The organism is Rhodobacter ferrooxidans (assembly GCF_000176015.1).
Taxonomy (GTDB): Bacteria; Pseudomonadota; Alphaproteobacteria; order Rhodobacterales; family Rhodobacteraceae; genus Pseudorhodobacter_B; species Pseudorhodobacter_B ferrooxidans.
In genome coordinates this window covers 98,445-116,103 of sequence record NZ_ACYY01000003.1, presented here as the reverse complement: position 1 = coordinate 116,103, position 17,659 = coordinate 98,445, and the positions used below count along the sequence as shown (strand labels likewise).

Here is a 17,659-nt window from a genome sequence, read left to right as displayed (position 1 = left end):
CTGAGATGAACCTGTTGCTCGCCCTGACCCGGGCCATCGACAAGCTGACCGAAATCATCGGCAAGGCGGTGGGCTGGCTGATCCTGGTCGCGGTGCTGGTCAGCGCCACCAATGCGGTGATCCGCAAGATCTTCAACGATTCGTCGAATTCCTGGCTGGAGTTGCAGTGGTATCTGTTCGGTGCCGCGTTCCTTCTGGCCTCGGCCTACACGCTGCGGCAGAACGAGCATATCCGCATCGACATCGTCTATGGCCTGTTCTCGCGCCGGGTGCAGCACTGGATCGACCTGTTCGGCCATCTGTTCTTCCTGATGCCCTTCGTGCTGCTGATGATCTGGTATTTCGTGCCCTATGTGGCGATGTCGATGCGCAACGGCGAGGTGTCCACCAACGCGGGCGGGCTGATCCTGTGGCCGGCCAAGGCGCTGCTGCTGGCGGGGTTTTCGTTGCTGGCGCTGCAGGGGGTTTCCGAAATCATCAAGAAAATCGCGGTGATGCGCGGCATCATCCCGGACCCCACGCCGTTCATCTCGGTCCACGAGGCGGCAGAGCTTGAAGGCCGCGCGCTGGTCGAGGAGATCAGCAAATGATGCTGGAATTCATCGCCCAGAACCTGGCGCCGATCATGTTCGCCAGTCTGGTGGTGTTCATGCTGCTGGGCTATCCGGTGGCGTTTGCGCTGGCGGCGAACGGCTTGTTCTTCTTCTTCATCGGGGTGGAACTGGCGCCACTGTCGGCGGGGTCGATCAACCTCGACTGGCCGTTGCTGGGCGCGCTGCCCGAGCGGTTCTGGGGGGTGATGTCGAATGACACCCTGCTGGCCATACCGTTCTTCACCTTCATGGGCATCGTGCTGGAACGATCGGGCATGGCCGAGGACCTTCTGGACACCATCGGGCAATTGTTCGGCCCGGTGCGCGGCGGGCTGGCCTATGCGGTGATCATCGTCGGCGCGTTGCTGGCGGCCACGACCGGCGTGGTGGCGGCATCGGTGATCGCCATGGGGCTGATTTCGCTGCCGATCATGCTGCGCTATGGCTATGACCGGCGGGTGGCTTCGGGCGTCATCGCCGCCTCGGGCACGCTGGCGCAGATCATCCCGCCGAGTCTCGTGCTGATCGTGCTGGCCGATCAGTTGGGCAAGTCGGTCGGTGACATGTACAAGGCGGCGCTGCTGCCGGGGCTGATCCTGACCGGGCTTTACATGCTTTATGTGCTGCTGGTGTCGATCTTCCGGCCCAAGCTGATGCCTGCCCTGCCGCTGGAGGCGCGCACACTGGGCAATGGCGTCACCTCGCTTTTCGTGGCGCTGGCGGTGGCGGTGGGCTGCTCCTGGGGCGCGCACAAGCTGCTTTACGCGACGCAGGGGGCCAATGCCGACATTCTGGGGGCCACGGTCGGCGTTGTGGTGATCTATATTGCTGCGATCATCGACCGGGGCTTGAAAACCAACCTGATGTCGCGGCTGGCGCAGCAGGTGATCATCGTGCTGATCCCGCCGCTGGCGCTGATCTTTCTGGTGTTGGGCACCATCTTCCTTGGCATCGCCACGCCGACCGAGGGCGGGGCCATGGGCGCTGTCGGCGCGCTGCTGCTGGCGCTGATGAAGGGGCGGCTGAACTTCGGTGTGGTCAGTCAGGCGCTGACCTCGACCACGCGGCTGTCGGCCTTCGTGATGTTCATCCTGCTGGGCGCGCGGGTGTTCTCGCTGACCTTCTACGGCGTCAACGGCCATATCTGGGTCGAGCATCTGCTGACCTCGCTGCCCGGCGGCGAGACCGGCTTTCTGGTGGCGGTGTCGCTGCTGGTGTTCCTGCTGGCGTTTTTCCTCGATTTCTTCGAACTGGCGTTCATCATCGTGCCGCTGCTGGTCCCGGCGGCCAACGCGATGGGGATCGACCTGATCTGGTTCGGGATCATTCTGGGCGTGAACATGCAGACCTCGTTCATGCATCCGCCCTTCGGGTTCGCGCTGTTCTACCTGCGCTCGGTGGCACCGAAATCGGCCTTCATCGACAAGGTGACCGGCATCCGCACCGCTCCGGTGACCACCGGCCAGATCTATTGGGGGGCGGTGCCCTTCGTGATCATCCAGGTGGTGATGGTGGCGCTGGTGATCGCTTTCCCGCAGATGGTGATGCATTACAAGGGGCCGGCAATCGACACCACCAACGTCAAGATCACCCTGCCGACGATGATGGGCGGCAGCGGTCTGGGCAGCGGCGGCGCGCTGGGCGGCGGCGGTCTGGGTGGAGGTTTGGGTGGCGGTCTTGCCCAGCCTCCGGGACTGGCACCCCCGCCCGGACTGACCCCGCCCCCCGGTCTGGCCCCGCCTCCCGGGCTTGCACCTCCTGCGCCGACCCCTGCCCCGGACGCCGCCACAGCGCCTGCCCCGGAACCGGCGGCAGAGCCTGTGCCTGCGCTGGAACCGGCACAGGAACCCGTCCCCCCGCCTGCGCTTTCACCGGCGCCGGTCGGGCAGCCGCTCATCCTGCCTGCACCGGCTCCCGCCTCGCCCTAGCGGGACAGGCAAAATCCTTCGAAGGATTTTGGCAAAAGTTTTGGAAAACTTTTGGCTCTGGCTGACGCAGCGCGCCGCAATCCGCAGCAAATGGCCCCGAAGCATCGCTGCCTCGGGGCCTTTCTTCAGCCGTCCGACCCTGAAGGGATCAGAGCTTGCCCGCGTTTTGCTGCACCATCATGAAGGTGTCGTAGTTGTATTCGGCGATCTGCGCCCAGGTGTAGTTTTCCGAGCGGAACGCCTTGATCGAGCCCCACAGCTTGGCAAAGGCCGGGTTGGTGGCCTCCATCTCGGCATAGACCTCGTTGGCGGCCTTGAAGCAGGCGTCAAGGATCTCGGTGCTGAAAGGCCGCAGTTGCGCGCCCTGCGCCACCAGCGACTTGATCGCCGTCGGGTTCTTCCAGTCATACATCTGCAGCATGTTGGCATCGGCGGCCTGACAGGCGGTGCGCAGCAAGGACTGATAGGCCGGCGGCAGGCCTTCGTAGGCGGCCTTGTTGAACATGAAGTGGACGGTCGGGCCACCTTCCCACCAGCCGGGATAGTAGTAGTAGGGCGCCACCTTGAAGAAGCCCAACTTCTCGTCGTCATAGGGGCCGACCCATTCCGAGGCGTCGATCGTGCCCTTTTCCAGCGCCGGATAGATGTCGCCACCGGCGATCTGCTGCGGCACCACGCCAAGGCGTTCCATGACCTTGCCGGCAAAGCCGCCGATCCGCATCTTCAGGCCCTGCAGGTCGGCCACCGTGTTGATTTCCTTGCGGAACCAGCCGCCCATCTGCACGCCGGTGTTGCCGCCGGGGAAGCCGATCAGCCCCTGCTGGCCAAGGAATTCGTTGTAAAGGTCGATGCCGCCGCCGTGGTAGTGCCAGGCGTTGATGCCGCGCGCCGACAGCGAGAACGGAATCGCCGCCGCCACCGCCCAGGCCGGATCCTTGCCCCAGTAGTAGTAGCCGACGGTGTGGCAGGCCTCGACCGTGGCCGCGGTCACCGCGTCAGCCGCTTGCAGGCCGGGCACCAGTTCGCCCGCCGAGAACACCTGAATCTGGAAATTGCCGTCGGTGGCTTCGGAGATGTATTTCGACAGCACTTCGGCGGCGCCATAAATGGTGTCCAGCGACTTGGGGAAAGACGACGTCAGCCGCCAGGTGACCTTGGGGGCAGCTTGCGCAATGGCCGGAGCGGCCAGTGTTGCCGCCGAGGCGGCCCCGACACCGGCGATACCGGCCTTGGTCAGGAATGAACGACGATCCATGGTAACCTCCCGTTGATTTTGCACTAGCCCGAATGGTGTATCTGATGTGCCGCACAGGCGTGGCCAAAGACTTGCACGCCATTGCGCACCTGTCCAGAAGGCACGGCGAAACATTGTGTCGCGCTGGCGCCTGACCCAGCGTCGGGCGGCAAGGGCAGGCCAAAGCCCGCCCGCAAGCGGCCGTCAACCGGGCCAAACATCATCGGATAAGGTGGTGCCCGAGGTCGGACTCGAACCGACACGCCTCGCGGCGGAGGATTTTGAGTCCTCTGCGTCTACCATTCCACCACTCGGGCACGGAGGGCGGTTTAGCCCGCCCCGCCGCGTGCGTCAATTCCCCTTTGGCCCCGCGTTCAATCGGGCGCTACAGCCGGTTGGTGCCGAAGGTATCGCACTGGTCCAGACGGCCCGAGTTGTAGCCGCGCACGAACCAGGTCGAGCGCTGCTTCGAGGTGCCATGGGTAAAGCTGTCGGGCGAGGGCCGCTGGCCGGCGCTGGCTTGCAGGGTGTCGTCACCGATCTTGCGGGCGGCGTTCACCGCCTCTTCCAGATCGCCGGGCGAGATCGAGCCGAACTGCGCCTCGGCCTGACGCGCCCAGATGCCCGCCAGACAATCGGCCTGCAACTCGATGCGCACCGAAACCTGATTGCTGTCGGCCTCGGACATGCGCGCACGGGCGGCATTGGCCTCGCCCAGAATCCCCAATTCGTCCTGCACATGATGCGCCACTTCATGCGCCACCACATAGGCGGCGGCGAAATCGCCCTTCGCCCCCAGACGGTCCGACAGCGTGGTGAAAAACGCGGTGTCGAGATAGATCTTCTTGTCACCCGGGCAGTAGAACGGCCCGGTGGCCCCCGAGGCGCCGCCGCAGGGCGATTGCGTCACGTCCTTGTAAAGCACCAGCACCGGCTGGTTGTAGGTGGCACCCAGTTGGTCCTTGAACACCTTGTCCCAGACCTCTTCGGTATCGGCCAGCGTCACCGAGACGAACTCGCCCGCCTGCTGGTCGGCGGCAGTGATCTCACGCGGGGGGCCGCCGGTGTTGAGGCCGGGGTCGTTCAGCAGCGGCGTCAGATCGACCCCGAGGAAATAGCCGATCAGCAGCACGGCAACAGCGCCAACGCCGCCGATACCGCCGACCCGGCCGATGGATGCGCCACGGCGATCCTCGATATTGCCGCTGCCGCGTCTGCCTTTCCACTCCATGCCGTCACCCCCTAATGATTGTGCGGCCAAGTGTAGCCAAAGCGGCGGCCAAAGTAACCCCCAAGCTGGCTTGACCTTGCCGCCCGGCCATGGTGCAAGCGGCGGGCAACCCTGGAGGCATGATGTTTCGCGCGCTGTATCACTGGACCCTGCGTTGGGCGGGGTCGCGGCAGGCCCCGGTGGCGCTGGCGGCGGTGTCCTTCGTCGAAAGCTCGGTCTTCCCGATCCCGGCGGATGTGCTGTTCGTTCCGATGTGCCTGTCGCGCCCCGAAAAGGCGATGCGATATGCGCTGATCGCCACCGTGACCTCGGTGCTGGGGGGGATACTGGGCTGGGTGATCGGGTTCTATTTCTTCGACATGATCGCCCGGCCGATCCTGGAATTCTACGGCAAGCTGGCGGCGTTCGACGCGTTGCGCCAGGGCACCGGGGCCGAGGCGATCCTGCTGTTGCTGGTAACGTCGGGGCTGTCGCATCTGCCGCCGATGAAGGTGGTCACGATCCTGTCAGGGGTGGTTGCCTTCGATCTGAAACTGTTCATCCTGTCGGCCATCGTGGCCCGCGGGGCGCGGTTCTATCTGCTGGCCTGGCTGCTGCGACGCTATGGGCAGGCCATTGTCGGTTTCATCGAGCGACGGTTTCCGCTGGTGGTGGCCGGGGTGGCCGGGGCGCTGGCACTGGTCTGGGCGGCGGTGAAATACCTGTAAGGAGGCGCTGATGCGCAACATCCTGATCTTGCTGGCCGTGGGCGGTTCGGCGGCCTTGCTGATCGCGGCCTTTGCCGCCCCGCTGTGGGGTGGGCCGCCGCCCTGCGAGCTGTGCCTTTGGCAGCGCTATCCGCATATGGTGGCGGTGGCGATCGGGGTGCTGGCACTGCTGCTGCGGGGGCGGACGCTGCCGGTGCTGGGCGGGCTGGCGGCGCTGACCACGGCGGGGATCGGCGCCTATCACACCGGGGTCGAGCGGCACTGGTGGGCTGGCCCTGCCTCTTGCACCTCCGGCTCGGTGGCGGGGGTGTCGCCGGAAGATCTGCTGAACCAGATTCTGGCCGCCCCGGTGGTGCGCTGCGACGAGGTGGGGTTCGAGTTCCTGACGCTGTCGCTGGCAAGCTGGAACACGCTGCTGGCGCTGGGGTTTGCGGTGCTGTGGTTCGCCGCGGCTTCGGTGCGGCGGCGCTGAGCGGCTGAAACAGAGCGGGGGGCTGCCTGCCCCCCGCACCCCCCGGGGATACTTGAGAACAGGCGAAATGGATCAGCCGCAGAGCCTTGCGTGTTCCTGGAGCGCGAAGCGGTCGGTCATGCCGGCCACATAGTCGGCGACGATGCGGGCCAGCGCCGTCTGATCCGCCGCCTGCGCCACATCGGCGCGCCATTCGGCGGGCAGGTGTTCGGGATGCGCCAGAAACAGCGGGAACAGGTCGTTGATCACGATGGTGACGCGGGCGCGTTCGACCATCACCGAGGGCGCGCGATACATGTGGGTGAACAGGAAGCCGCGAATGGCCTTCAGGTCCTGATACAGCGGTTTGGAGAACCGGATCACCGTGGTGCCAAGGCCGCGAATCTCCTCGACCGATTTCGGTTGTGCGGCGTCGAGGCGGTTCTTCGCCACCGCGATCACATCCTCGACCATGCGGCCGAACACCCGGCGCAGCGCCTCGTGGCGGCGGCGCATCGGGTCGAGGCCGGGGTAGCGAGCGTCCACCTCGGCAAAGGCCGGGCCGGTCACCGGCAGGTCCATCAGGTCGGCCTCGCTGAACAGGCCGGAACGCAACCCGTCGTGCAGGTCATGGTGCGAATAGGCCACGTCATCGGCAATCGCCGCCACCTGCGCCTCGGCCGATGCATGGGTGGAAAGCTCCAGATCCCAGGCGGCGTTACATTCGGCCAGCGCGTAGGGCAAGGGCCCCGCGTGCTTGGCATCGGCGTGGGGGCCGGTGACCGGGCCGTTGTGCTTGGCCAGCCCTTCAAGGGTTTCCCAGGTCAGGTTCAGCCCGTCGAAATCGGCGTAGTGGCGTTCCAGCTTGGTGACGATCCGCAGCGCCTGGGCGTTGTGGTCAAAGCCGCCGTAAGGCGCCATCAGCGCGCCAAGGGCATCCTCGCCGGTATGGCCGAACGGGGTGTGGCCCAGATCATGCGCCAGTGCCACCGCCTCGGCCAGATCGGTGTTCAGGCCCAGCACCCCGGCGATGGTGCGCGCCACCTGCGCCACCTCGATCGAATGGGTCAGCCGGGTGCGGTAATAATCGCCCTCGTGTTCGACGAACACCTGGGTCTTGTGCTTCAACCGCCGGAAGGCCGATGAATGGATGATCCGGTCGCGGTCGCGCTGAAAGGCCGAGCGAAAGCTGGACATGGTTTCGGGGTAAAGCCGCCCGCGGGAAGCTTCGGGGTGGCAGGCATAGGGGGCCAGCATCATGTCGCCTGTTCTTGTCGGGGCATCCTGTTCAACCTATATGTTCCGGGTGACAGAATTGACACGGGGATTTTCATGGCCATCACGCTGACCTTGCCGCCACGGGTGACCGACCGCGCCTTTGCCCGGCTGGCCGAGATTGCTGCGGCCTCGGGCGAGCAGCGCGCCCTGCGGGTGGCGGTCGAGGGCGGCGGCTGTTCCGGGTTCCAGTATGACATCAAGCTGGATGACCCCGCTGCCGACGATCTGGTGCTGGAGAAGGATGGCCAGAAGGTGCTGGTCGATGCGGTGTCGCTGCCGTTTCTGGCCAATGCGGTGATCGACTATTCCGAGGAACTGATCGGCGCGCGTTTCGTGATCGACAACCCGAACGCCAGTTCGTCCTGCGGCTGCGGCACCTCGTTCTCGATCTGAATCTCGGCGGAAATCGCCTGCGGCCCCTCGCCCTTGGCCGGGCGCGCGCTATCTGAACGCCTTGCCGAGGTCACCGGGGGCGTGCGATGCGGACTGTTCTGATCCTGGGGTCCGGCCCCAATGTGGTGCAGGCGCGGGCCTGGCCGCGGGCGGCGTTTGATCATGTTCTGGCGATCAACAATGCCTGGCGGGTGCGGCCGGATTGGGATGCGCTGATCACGCCGTGGGATTTCCCGCCCGATGGGCTGCCCGAGGCTGTGACGGGCAAAGTATTGGTATCGCAAGAGGATTTCGTGCCTGCCCAGAACGCCTTGGGCGGCTTTGTCTATGCCGGCGGCACCATGGCCTTCACCGCCGGTTATTGGGCGCTGTTTGCCCATCGCCCGAAAGTGATCGCCATGATGGGCTGCGACATGCATTACCCGAAGGCGGGCGCCACGCATTTCTACGGCATCGGAAGCGCCGACCCGTTGCGCCCCGACATCACCCTGCGCAGTCTGGAGGCGAAATCGGCGCGGCTGATGCTGCTGGCGGCGATGCGCGGCACGGCCATGGTCAACCTGTCGGCGGGGCCGTCGCGGCTGGTGTTTCCGCGCGCCTCGCTGGCGGGGCTGGCGCAGCCGCGGCCATTGGCGTTTGACACCGCTCTGGCGGAACGGGCCTTGGCGCTGGAAGCCTCGCTTGGCTATTTCGTGGCCTCGGGGCGGTATTGGGAACAGGCCGACCAGTTCGACCCGCAGGCGCTGGCCGAACTCGACGCGCTGTGGCTGGCCGCCGCCCGCCCGGCACAGGCCCGCAGCGCCTGAGCCTTGCCCCGCCGCGCAACGCCGCCTAGAACGGAACAAACCGGATGGGTGCGCGCATGAAGATCGCCAGTTTCAACATCAACGGCATCAAGGCGCGGATCGAGGCGCTGCCCGCCTGGCTTGCCGACGCCGCCCCCGATGTGGTGGTGTTGCAGGAAATCAAGTCGGTGGACGAGGGTTTTCCGCGCGGGCTGTTCGAGGACCTCGGCTACCGGGTGGAGACCCATGGCCAGAAGGGCTTCAACGGCGTGGCGATCCTGTCGAAACTGCCGCTGGAGGATGTGACCCGCGGCCTGCCCGGCGATCCTACCGATGAACAGGCGCGCTGGATCGAGGCGACGGTGATCGGCGCGCGTGCGGTGCGGGTTGCTGGGCTTTATGCCCCCAATGGCAACCCGGCGCCGGGGCCGAAGTATGACTACAAGCTGGGCTGGATGGCGCGGATGCGCGAGCGGGCGCTGGGCTTGCTCGCGACCGAGGAGCCGGTGGTGCTGGCCGGGGATTACAACGTGATCCCGCAGGCGATGGATGCCGCCAAGCCCGAAGCCTGGCTGGAAGACGCGCTTTACCTGCCGCAAAGCCGGGCGGCGTTGCAGCGCATCGTCAACCTTGGCTACGCCGACGCCTTCCGCCTGCGCCACCCCGGCCCCGGCCACTACTCCTTCTGGGACTATCAGGCCGGCGCGTGGGAGCGCAACAACGGCATCCGCATCGACCATCTGCTGCTGTCGCCGCAGGCAAGCGATCTTTTGCGCGATGCAGGGATCGACAAGGCGGTGCGGGCGGGCGACAAGCCCTCAGACCATGTGCCGGTCTGGATAGATCTGGACGCCTGACATGCCCGCCCCTGAAACGTATTACAGCCGCACGGTTGCAACCCCCGGCAGCCGCCCTGCCCTTACCGGGAAGATCGAGGCCGATACGGTGATCGTCGGCGGCGGTCTGGCCGGGCTGACCACGGCGCTGGAACTGGCGCGCGCCGGGCAATCGGTGGTGGTGCTGGAGGCCGAAAGCATCGGCTTTGGTGCCTCGGGGCGCAATGGCGGCATCGTCAGCCCGTCGTTTGCCTGCGGCAACACCGCGATTGCCCGCAGGGTCGGCATCCGGGCGGCGCGGGAATTGCACCGGCTGACCATCGAAGGCGTCGAGCGGTTGCGCGCCACCATCAGCGATCTGAAGATCGACAGCGCCGACCCCTGCCCCGGCGTGCTGCATCTGCGCCGCCACGATGCGAAAGCCGATCTGATCGCCCATGCCGAGGAATTTGCCTGCGATTTCAACTACCGGCTGGAGTATTTGGACCGCGACGCCCTGCGCGGCCTGCTGGTATCGGACCGCTATTTCCACGGGCTGCGCGACAGCCGCGCCTTCCATATCCACCCGCTGAACACCCTGCGCGGCATTGCCGCCGAGGTGGAACGGCTGGGCGGCAAGGTGTTTGACGCCTCCCCCGCCACCGGGGCGGCACTGACGGGGGCTGTGAAAACCATCACCACGCCACAGGGTCAGGTGCAGGCCCGCCGGGTGGTATTTGCCATGGGCGGCTATACCGGGGCGCTGGTGCCGCGCCTGCAACGCGCGGTGCTGCCGATTGCCACCTACATGCTGCTGACCGAAGCCGCCCCCGACCTGCTCAGCGCGGCGATCCGCACCAGCGACGCGGTGCTGGATGACCGCCGCGCCGCCGATTACTACCGGCTGGTCGAGGGGGGCACCCGGCTTTTGTGGGGCGGGCGGATCACCACCCGCGCGGCCTCGCCTGCCGAACTGGCACGCGAATTGCGGCGCGAGATGCTGGGGGTGTTTCCGCAACTGGCTGACCTCAAGACCGATCTGGCATGGTCCGGCCAGATGGGCTACGCCCGCCACCTGATGCCGCAGATCGGCCAGATGGCGCCCGACGTGTGGCATTGCACGGCCTTCGGCGGCCATGGGCTGAACACCACGGCCATCGGCGGCAAGGTGCTGGCCGAGGCGATCCTGGGCGAAACCGACCGCATTGCGATGTTCGCCCCCTTCGGCCTGCCCTGGGCCGGTGGGCCGCTGGGGCTGGCCGCGGCGCAACTGACCTATTGGAAGCTGCAGGCGCAGGACTGGTGGCGCGAGCGGCGCCGCTAAACCTTGGTCACGTCGAAGTCATAGACCCAGTCGAACCGGTTCAACGCCAGTTGTGGTGCCAACCGGCCGCCGATCTTCAACGCCAGATGCGCCATTTCGCGCAACGGTCCGCGCAGATGGTAGGCGCGGGCATTGCCGTTGGCGGCCTCGACAATCCGGGCTGTGCGCGGGGCGCGGGCGGCCTGATAGGCGGCCAGAGCCTCGGCCTGCGGTCGGGTGCCGTCCAGCGCCTTGGCCAGCGCCCAGGCATCCTCCAGCGCCATGCAGGCGCCTTGCGCCAGGAACGGCAGGGTCGGATGCGCCGCATCGCCCAGAATCGCCACCGCCCCCTGCGGCAAGGCCTTTTGCCAGACCTTGGCCACCGGATGCCGGAACAGGCCCCACAGATAGACATCCTCGATCTGGTCCAGCCAGCCACGCACCTGCGGGTTGAACTCGGCAAAGGCCAGTTGCACCGTCAGCGGGTCGTCCTGCATGTTCCAGCCTTCTTCGACCCAATGGCTGCGCTCTTCCACCGCCACGATGTTGCGCAGCGCACCGTTGCGCAGCGGATAGCTGACCAGATGCCGCCCCGCCCCCATATGCACCTCGGCCACCGAGCGCGCGCCGGGTTCGGCCGGGATCACCGCCCGCCAGGCCACCTGCCGGGTGAAGAACGGCGCCACCACGCCATTCAGCGCGCTGCGCAGTTTCGAATGAAGCCCGTCCGCCCCGATCACCAGATCGGCCAGGCGGGTCGCGCCATCCGCCATCTTCAGCCGCGGCTTCGGGCCGGAAAGATCGACGGCATCGACCTTCTGCGACAGCTCGATGGTCACCCCCGCCGCGCGGGCACCGTTTTCCAGCAGCGCGATCAGATCGGCGCGATGCAGCAGGTGATAGGTCTGCCCGGCACGCAGCCGCGCCAGATCCAGCCGCAGCACCACACCGCCATCGCGACCGTCGCGCAATTCGACCGCCGTGGCGCGGATCGAGGCAGCATCCAGCGCCGCCCCCAAGCCCAGCGCGCGCAGCACCACTGCGCCATTCGGGCCGATCTGCAAGCCGGCCCCCACTTCGCGCACGGCATCGGATTGCTCCAGCACCGTGACCTGCGCCCCGCGCATCGCCAGGGCACGCGCCACCGCCAGCCCGGCAATGCCGGCCCCAAGCACGGTGATCTCTGTTCCCGTCAACGCCATTCTGTCCCCACACAACCAAACGCCGGACCGACAATATCCAACGTCAAGTGTGAGCGTCCGCCCGGCCTGCTGCAAGCACCAAGCCCGGCCTGCCCCCGTGGTCAGTCGTCGCGGTGCACCTTTTCGCGGCGTTCGTGCTGTTCCTGCGCTTCCAGCGTCATGGTGGCAATCGGGCGGGCATCCAGCCGCTTCAGGCTGATCGGTTCGCCCGACACCTCGCAATAGCCAAACTCGCCGTTTTCGATCCGCCGCAGCGCCGCGTCGATCTTCGAAACCAGCTTGCGCTGGCGATCCCGGGTGCGCAGTTCCAGCGCCCGGTCGGTTTCCTCGGAGGCGCGGTCTGCGATGTCAGCGACGTTGCGCCCGGAGTCCTGCAGGCCCTCGATGGTTTCCGCGCTTTGCGACATCAATTCCTGTTTCCAGACCACCAGCTTGCGGCGGAAATACTCCAGTTGCCGCTCGTTCATGAACGGCTCGGTTTCGGCCGGACGGTAGTCTTCGGGAATAAAGACCTCTGCCTTCATCACTGCACTCTCCATCTCCCCGGACCGCACCGACAGGCGGCGTTTGAGGTCGGGCGCTCCTGCTGGCGGTGCCATATCGCAAGCCAAAGCCGTTGTCACTAGCGTTCAGCCGGGGTTGCGGGTGGGTTGGGCCGTGCTAGTCTGTGTCTTCCCAAGCTGCGAAGGCCAAAGATGAAATTCCGCTCAACCGCCAGTTACATCGCCACCACCGACCTCGCCCATGCGGTCAATGCGGCGGTGACGTTGCAACGCCCCTTGCTGGTGAAGGGCGAGCCGGGCACCGGCAAGACCGAACTGGCGCGGCAGGTGGCGCTGGCGCTGCAACTGCCGATCATCGAATGGCATGTGAAATCCACCACCAAGGCGCAGCAGGGGCTTTACGAATACGACGCGGTCAGCCGGTTGCGCGACAGCCAGTTGGGCGACGCGCGGGTGAACGATGTCGCCAACTACATCCGCAAGGGCAAGCTGTGGCAGGCCTTCGAGGCACCGGGCCGGGTGGTCTTGCTGATCGACGAGGTGGACAAGGCCGATATCGAGTTTCCCAACGACCTGTTGCAGGAACTCGACCGCATGGAGTTTCACGTCTACGAGACCGGCGAAACCGTGCGGGCGCAGCATCGGCCGGTGGTGATCATCACCTCGAACAACGAAAAGGAACTGCCCGACGCCTTCCTGCGCCGCTGTTTCTTCCACTACATCCGCTTCCCGGACATCGACACCCTGCGCGCCATCGTCGAGGTGCATTTTCCCGGCATCAAGGAAGCCTTGCTGACCACGGCGCTGACCCAGTTCTATGAGCTGCGCGAGATGCCGGGGCTGAAGAAAAAGCCCTCCACCTCCGAGGTGCTGGACTGGCTGAAGCTGTTGCTGGCCGAAGACCTCGGCCCCGAGGATCTGAAGCGCGAGGGCAAGGCGGTGTTGCCAAAGCTGCACGGCGCGCTGCTGAAAACCGAGCAGGATCTGCATCTGTTCGAGCGGCTGGCCTTCATGGCGCGGCGCCAGGGCTAGGCGGCGCGGCGCCGCTTACCCGGCGCCCGCGGCCTTGACCTACCCCCCGCGCGTGCCGCAAGGTCCAGAAGTTGCCGCACCCCGGTCGCCTTGCTGCCGCAGCCCCGGGGTTAGCTGCGGCAAGCCCTTTCAGAACCAGACAGATTGCGCCATGACCCAAAGCCTGCCCGTCGCCATCCGCCCCATCACCGAAGCCGACCGCCCGGTCTGGCAGGCGCTGTGGCACGACTATCTGTTGTTCTACAAGACCGCCCTGCCGCAGGCGGTTTATGACAGCACCTTCGCGCGGCTGATCGCGGGCAACGCAGGCATCCATGGCTTGCTGGCCGAACGCGGCGGCGTGGCGCTGGGGTTGACGCATTTCATCTTTCACCCCTCCTGCTGGAAGATCGAGCCTGCCTGCTATCTGCAAGACCTGTTCACCACCCCTGCCGCCCGTGGCTCGGGCGTGGGCCGGGCGCTGATCGAGGCGGTCTATGCCCGCGCCGATGCCGCCGGAGCGCCCGGGGGTCTATTGGCTGACCGCCGAGAACAACTATCCGGGGCGGATGCTTTATGATCAGGTTGCAGTGAAATCGCCGTTCATCCGCTACAACCGGCCCGCGTAAGATGCGGCGGCTGTGCCTTGCCAGTGTCCTTGCCCTGTCGGGCTGTGTCGCCGCCGCCCCGCCGCTGGTGACGATGACCCGCGCCACCGACGTGCTGGCGCTGGACGGGTTGCCCGCGATGAAAACCTTCGGGCCGCAGCGCGCCCCCGCCCCCACCCGCAGCAATGCCGAGATCGCGCAGGACTTTCTGGCGCTGGAGTTTCGCATGGAAAGCGGGCGGGCGCTGCCGGTGCTCAGCCGCTTTGACGGCCCGATCACCGTGGCGCTGACCGGCGCCGTGCCTGCCACCGCCGCCCGCGATCTGGCCGCCGTGGTCGCCCGCTTCCGGGCCGAGGCCGGGATCGACATCCGCCAGACCGACAGCGCCGCCCGCATCACCGTTGAATTCATCCCGCGGGCGCAAATCCAGGGCGTCTATGCCAATGTCGCCTGTTTCGTGGTGCCAAGGGTGTCGTCCTGGGCCGACTACCGCGCTGCCCGTGGCGCGGCCAGGCTGGATTGGGCCACAGTGACCGCCCGCGAGCAGGCCGCGATCTTCGTGCCCGCCGACACCAGCCCGCAAGAGGTGCGCGACTGTCTGCACGAGGAACTGGCGCAGGCGATGGGGCCGCTCAACGATCTGTATTCGCTGTCGGATTCGGTGTTCAACGACGACAATTTCCACACCACGCTGACCGGCTTCGACATGCTGGTGCTGCGCGCGCATTACGCGCCGGAACTGCGATCCGGCATGACCGAGGCCGAGGTGGCGGCGCTGTTGCCCGACCTGCTGGCGCGACTGAACCCAGGCGGCCGCCATGCGGGAAACCCGGTCAGCAGCGCCACGCCGCGGGCCTGGATCGACGCGATGGAAAAGGCGCTTGGCGGGCAGGCACCGGTCGCCGCCCGCCGGGCCGCCGCCCGCCGCACGCTGGAAATTGCCACGGCGCAAGGCTGGCACGACAGCCGCCTTGCCTTCAGCCAGTTCGCGGTGGGGCGGCTGAACATCGGCCACGACCCCGCAACCGCCCTTGTGGCCTTTACCGCCGCCGCAGCACTTTACCGCAGCCTGCCCGGCGGCCAGATCCATGCAGCCCATGTCGATATGCAGCTTGCCGCCTTTGCCCTGCGGCAGGGCGATGCCAAGGGCGCGCTGGTGCTGGCCGATCGGGCCATTCCGGTGGTCACCTCGGCGCAGAACGCAGCCCTCTTGGCCACGCTGCTGATGGTCAAGGCCGAGGCGCTGGAGGCGCTTGGCCGCACGGCGCAGGCGCAGGCCGTCCGGCTCGACAGCCTTGGCTGGGCGCGCTATGGTTTCGGCTCGGCGCAAGCGGTGCAGACCCGGATGGCCGAGATTGCCGCCCTGACCCCGCCACGGGAAAAGGGCTGATCCGCCGGGGGCCACATGTTCGTGCCGTTCTTCCAGACCCTGCGGCAGTTCGGCGTGCCGGTCAGCTTGCGCGAATACCTGTCGTTTCTGGAAGGCATGGCCGCGGGGCTTGCCACCTATGACCCGGACGGCTTCTACCACCTCGCCCGCCTGACCATGGTCAAGGACGAACGCCACCTCGACCGCTTCGACCGCGCCTTTGCCAGCAGTTTTCACGGGCTGGACAGCATCACCGCCGAACAGGTGCTGGAGGCGGTCGATCTGCCGCGCGACTGGCTGGAAAAGCTGGCCGAATCCACCCTGACGCCGGAAGAACGCGCCGAACTCAAGGCCCTGGGCAGCTTTGATGCGCTGATGGAGGCGCTGCGGGCGCGGCTGGCCGAACAGCAGGGGCGGCATCAGGGCGGCGCGAAATGGATCGGCACGGCGGGCACCTCGCCCTTCGGCGCCTACGGCGCCAACCCCGAAGGCGTGCGGATCGGTCAGGACGGCTCGCGCCACCGCACCGCGGTCAAGGTCTGGGACCAGCGCCTCTTTCGCAATCTGGACGACCGGGTGGAACTGGGCACCCGCAACATCAAGGTCGCCCTGCGCCGCCTGCGCCACTGGGCCCGCGACGGTGCGGAACAGGAGCTTGACTTGGCCGGCACCATCCGCGCCACCGCCGAGCATGGCTGGCTGGACGTGCAAACCCGCCCCGAGCGGCGCAATGCGGTCAAGGTGCTGCTGTTCCTCGATATCGGCGGCAGCATGGACCCGCATGTGCAGGTGATGGAGGAGTTGTTCTCCGCCGCCCGCGCCGAGTTCAAGCACCTGATCCCGTTCTACTTTCACAACTGCCTTTATGAAGGCGTGTGGCGCGACAACGCCCGCCGCTGGGATGCCCAGACCCCCACCGCCGAGGTGCTGCACAGCTATGGCGCGGATTACAAATGCATTTTCGTAGGCGACGCCAGCATGAGCCCCTACGAGATCCTGCACCCCGGCGGCGCCAACGAACACTGGAACCCGGAGACCGGCCAGACCTGGCTGACCCGCGCCGCACAGGCCTGGCCCGCGCATCTGTGGATCAACCCGGTGCCCGAGGCGCATTGGTCTTACACGCCGTCCATCCGGCTGATCCAGCAGATATTCGACGGCCGCATGGTGCCGATGACGCTGGAGGGCATCGCCCGCGGGATCAAGGCGCTGGGACGATGAAACATCTGTGGCAGACCCACCGCTGGCTGGTGCTGGCTTTCCTTGTCGCCGCCAGCCTGTCGATGTTCTTCGGCATCCGCGCCGCCCTGTTCGTGCCGCGCTGGCATCTGCACCTCGACTATGCAGCCCAGCCGGTGCAGCCCTGGATGACGCCGAAGCTGATCGTCAAGACCTACGGCGTCCCGCCGGAAGTTCTGGAACAAGTGCTTGGCCTGCCTGAAAAATTCCACCCGCGGCAAACCCTGGCCGAGATTGCCGCAGATCAGGGCATCGACTCTGCGGCGCTGGCAGCAAGGGTCGAGGCGGCAGTGCGCGCCGCCAGAGGCCACTTGCAGCAATGACCGAAACCCTGTTGGAACTGGTGCCGACCTGGGGCGCCTTGCTGGTGCTGGTGGCCACCTTGCTGTCATGCCTCGCACTTCCCGTGCCATCGTCGCTGATCATGCTGGCGGCGGGGGCCTTTGTCAGTGCCGGCGATCTGAACTTGCTGGCGGTCGCCGCGGCGGCGCTGGGCGGGGCGCTGCTGGGCGATCAGTTGGGCTACTTCGCCGGCCGCTTCGGTGGCACGCCGATCTGGGCACACTTCACCCGCCGCCCCGCCACCGCCGCCCTCGCTGCCCGCGCCGAAGCCAACCTGAAGCGGCATGACCTGCTGGCGGTGTATTTCAGCCGCTGGCTGTTCAGCCCGCTGGGGCCGTATGTCAACCTCTTGGGCGGCGCCACCGCGATGAACTGGGCCCGCTTCACCGCCGCTGACCTTGTGGGCGAGGCCACCTGGGTGGCGCTTTACGTCGGCCTTGGCATGGCGTTCTCCAGCCAGATCGAGGCGGTCAGCGCAGCACTTGGCAACATCGCAGGTGCCCTTGCCGCAGGCCTTGTCACCCTCTTGCTGGCCCGCGCCCTGTGGCACGCCGCCCGCGAACCCCGCGCCTGACCCATTCACACTCGCCTAAATATCCCCGCCGGAGGCTCCTGCCCTTCCGCCATCCTGCCGTTGCTTTCCGGCCCCGAACCCCCATATTCCCCC

General features: G+C 66.6%; 18 protein-coding genes, 1 tRNA gene and 1 pseudogene. 14 read left to right on the top strand and 6 right to left on the bottom strand.

Annotation, left to right across the window (positions count from 1 at the left end; all coding sequences use genetic code 11):
* Positions 1–5 precede the first annotated feature (5 nt).
* Complete coding sequence (locus RSW2DRAFT_RS03445) at positions 6–590, top strand: TRAP transporter small permease subunit (protein WP_008028069.1); 585 nt, start codon at positions 6–8, stop codon at positions 588–590.
* Positions 590–2,521 (top strand): TRAP transporter large permease, encoded by a 1,932-nt coding sequence (locus RSW2DRAFT_RS03440; RefSeq protein WP_040671534.1) that lies wholly within the window; start codon positions 590–592, stop codon positions 2,519–2,521. The genes RSW2DRAFT_RS03445 and RSW2DRAFT_RS03440 overlap by 1 nt, the downstream gene beginning before the upstream one ends.
* Positions 2,522–2,669: 148 nt before the next feature.
* Here RSW2DRAFT_RS03440 and RSW2DRAFT_RS03435 read toward each other — a convergent pair whose 3' ends face one another.
* From RSW2DRAFT_RS03435 to ypfJ, 3 genes are all read right to left on the bottom strand, one after another.
* Positions 2,670–3,776 (bottom strand): TRAP transporter substrate-binding protein, encoded by a 1,107-nt coding sequence (locus RSW2DRAFT_RS03435; protein WP_008028065.1) that lies wholly within the window; start codon positions 3,774–3,776, stop codon positions 2,670–2,672.
* A gap of 212 nt (positions 3,777–3,988) precedes the next feature.
* Positions 3,989–4,072, bottom strand: a tRNA-Leu gene (locus tag RSW2DRAFT_RS03430).
* Positions 4,073–4,140: 68 nt separating this feature from the next.
* Positions 4,141–4,986, bottom strand: a complete 846-nt coding sequence (gene ypfJ / locus RSW2DRAFT_RS03425) for a KPN_02809 family neutral zinc metallopeptidase (protein ID WP_008028062.1) — start codon at positions 4,984–4,986, stop codon at positions 4,141–4,143.
* Between the two features lie 122 nt (positions 4,987–5,108).
* Here ypfJ and RSW2DRAFT_RS03420 point away from each other — a divergent pair, with 122 nt between their 5' ends.
* Positions 5,109–5,693 carry a YqaA family protein gene (locus RSW2DRAFT_RS03420; protein WP_008028060.1) on the top strand — a complete coding sequence of 195 codons (585 nt, stop codon included), beginning with the start codon at positions 5,109–5,111 and terminating at the stop codon, positions 5,691–5,693.
* Positions 5,694–5,703: 10 nt separating this feature from the next.
* The gene (locus tag RSW2DRAFT_RS03415) at positions 5,704–6,165 is read left to right on the top strand and encodes a disulfide bond formation protein B (protein WP_008028059.1); all 462 of its coding nucleotides are present in this window, start codon (positions 5,704–5,706) and stop codon (positions 6,163–6,165) included.
* A 72-nt stretch (positions 6,166–6,237) separates the two neighbouring features.
* Here RSW2DRAFT_RS03415 and RSW2DRAFT_RS03410 read toward each other — a convergent pair whose 3' ends face one another.
* Positions 6,238–7,401, bottom strand: a complete 1,164-nt coding sequence (locus RSW2DRAFT_RS03410) for a deoxyguanosinetriphosphate triphosphohydrolase (protein ID WP_008028058.1) — start codon at positions 7,399–7,401, stop codon at positions 6,238–6,240.
* An 87-nt stretch (positions 7,402–7,488) separates the two neighbouring features.
* Here RSW2DRAFT_RS03410 and RSW2DRAFT_RS03405 point away from each other — a divergent pair, with 87 nt between their 5' ends.
* From RSW2DRAFT_RS03405 to RSW2DRAFT_RS03390, 4 genes are all read left to right on the top strand, one after another.
* The gene (locus RSW2DRAFT_RS03405) at positions 7,489–7,815 is read left to right on the top strand and encodes a HesB/IscA family protein (protein ID WP_040671532.1); all 327 of its coding nucleotides are present in this window, start codon (positions 7,489–7,491) and stop codon (positions 7,813–7,815) included.
* Positions 7,816–7,901: 86 nt separating this feature from the next.
* Positions 7,902–8,621, top strand: a complete 720-nt coding sequence (locus RSW2DRAFT_RS03400; RefSeq protein WP_008028056.1) for a hypothetical protein — start codon at positions 7,902–7,904, stop codon at positions 8,619–8,621.
* A 56-nt stretch (positions 8,622–8,677) separates the two neighbouring features.
* Positions 8,678–9,457: an exodeoxyribonuclease III gene (gene xth / locus RSW2DRAFT_RS03395; protein WP_040671530.1), complete on the top strand. Its 780-nt coding sequence runs from the start codon at positions 8,678–8,680 to the stop codon at positions 9,455–9,457.
* 1 nt (position 9,458) lies between these two features.
* Complete coding sequence (locus RSW2DRAFT_RS03390; RefSeq protein ID WP_008028054.1) at positions 9,459–10,739, top strand: NAD(P)/FAD-dependent oxidoreductase; 1,281 nt, start codon at positions 9,459–9,461, stop codon at positions 10,737–10,739.
* Here the strand turns inward: RSW2DRAFT_RS03390 and RSW2DRAFT_RS03385 are convergent.
* Together RSW2DRAFT_RS03385 and dksA are read right to left on the bottom strand one after the other, a co-directional pair.
* Positions 10,736–11,920: an FAD-dependent monooxygenase gene (locus RSW2DRAFT_RS03385; RefSeq protein ID WP_008028052.1), complete on the bottom strand. Its 1,185-nt coding sequence runs from the start codon at positions 11,918–11,920 to the stop codon at positions 10,736–10,738. The genes RSW2DRAFT_RS03390 and RSW2DRAFT_RS03385 overlap by 4 nt on opposite strands.
* Positions 11,921–12,021: 101 nt before the next feature.
* A complete protein-coding gene (gene dksA, locus RSW2DRAFT_RS03380; RefSeq protein WP_008028050.1) occupies positions 12,022–12,444 on the bottom strand; it encodes an RNA polymerase-binding protein DksA in 423 nt (140 codons plus the stop codon).
* A gap of 171 nt (positions 12,445–12,615) precedes the next feature.
* On the opposite strand from dksA, the gene RSW2DRAFT_RS03375 reads away from it, so the two are divergent.
* The 6 genes and pseudogenes from RSW2DRAFT_RS03375 to RSW2DRAFT_RS03350 all read left to right on the top strand — a co-directional run bounded on the left by RSW2DRAFT_RS03375 (position 12,616) and on the right by RSW2DRAFT_RS03350 (position 17,566).
* The gene (locus tag RSW2DRAFT_RS03375; RefSeq protein ID WP_008028049.1) at positions 12,616–13,455 is read left to right on the top strand and encodes an AAA family ATPase; all 840 of its coding nucleotides are present in this window, start codon (positions 12,616–12,618) and stop codon (positions 13,453–13,455) included.
* Between the two features lie 151 nt (positions 13,456–13,606).
* Positions 13,607–14,063 (top strand): annotated as a pseudogene (locus tag RSW2DRAFT_RS03370) (N-acetyltransferase family protein).
* A gap of 1 nt (position 14,064) precedes the next feature.
* Positions 14,065–15,432: a DUF2927 domain-containing protein gene (locus tag RSW2DRAFT_RS03365; RefSeq protein WP_008028046.1), complete on the top strand. Its 1,368-nt coding sequence runs from the start codon at positions 14,065–14,067 to the stop codon at positions 15,430–15,432.
* Positions 15,433–15,447: 15 nt separating this feature from the next.
* Complete coding sequence (locus tag RSW2DRAFT_RS03360; RefSeq protein WP_008028045.1) at positions 15,448–16,632, top strand: vWA domain-containing protein; 1,185 nt, start codon at positions 15,448–15,450, stop codon at positions 16,630–16,632.
* A complete protein-coding gene (locus RSW2DRAFT_RS03355; protein ID WP_008028044.1) occupies positions 16,629–16,973 on the top strand; it encodes a hypothetical protein in 345 nt (114 codons plus the stop codon). The genes RSW2DRAFT_RS03360 and RSW2DRAFT_RS03355 overlap by 4 nt, the downstream gene beginning before the upstream one ends.
* Positions 16,970–17,566 carry a DedA family protein gene (locus RSW2DRAFT_RS03350; protein WP_008028043.1) on the top strand — a complete coding sequence of 199 codons (597 nt, stop codon included), beginning with the start codon at positions 16,970–16,972 and terminating at the stop codon, positions 17,564–17,566. The genes RSW2DRAFT_RS03355 and RSW2DRAFT_RS03350 overlap by 4 nt, the downstream gene beginning before the upstream one ends.
* Positions 17,567–17,659 lie beyond the last annotated feature (93 nt).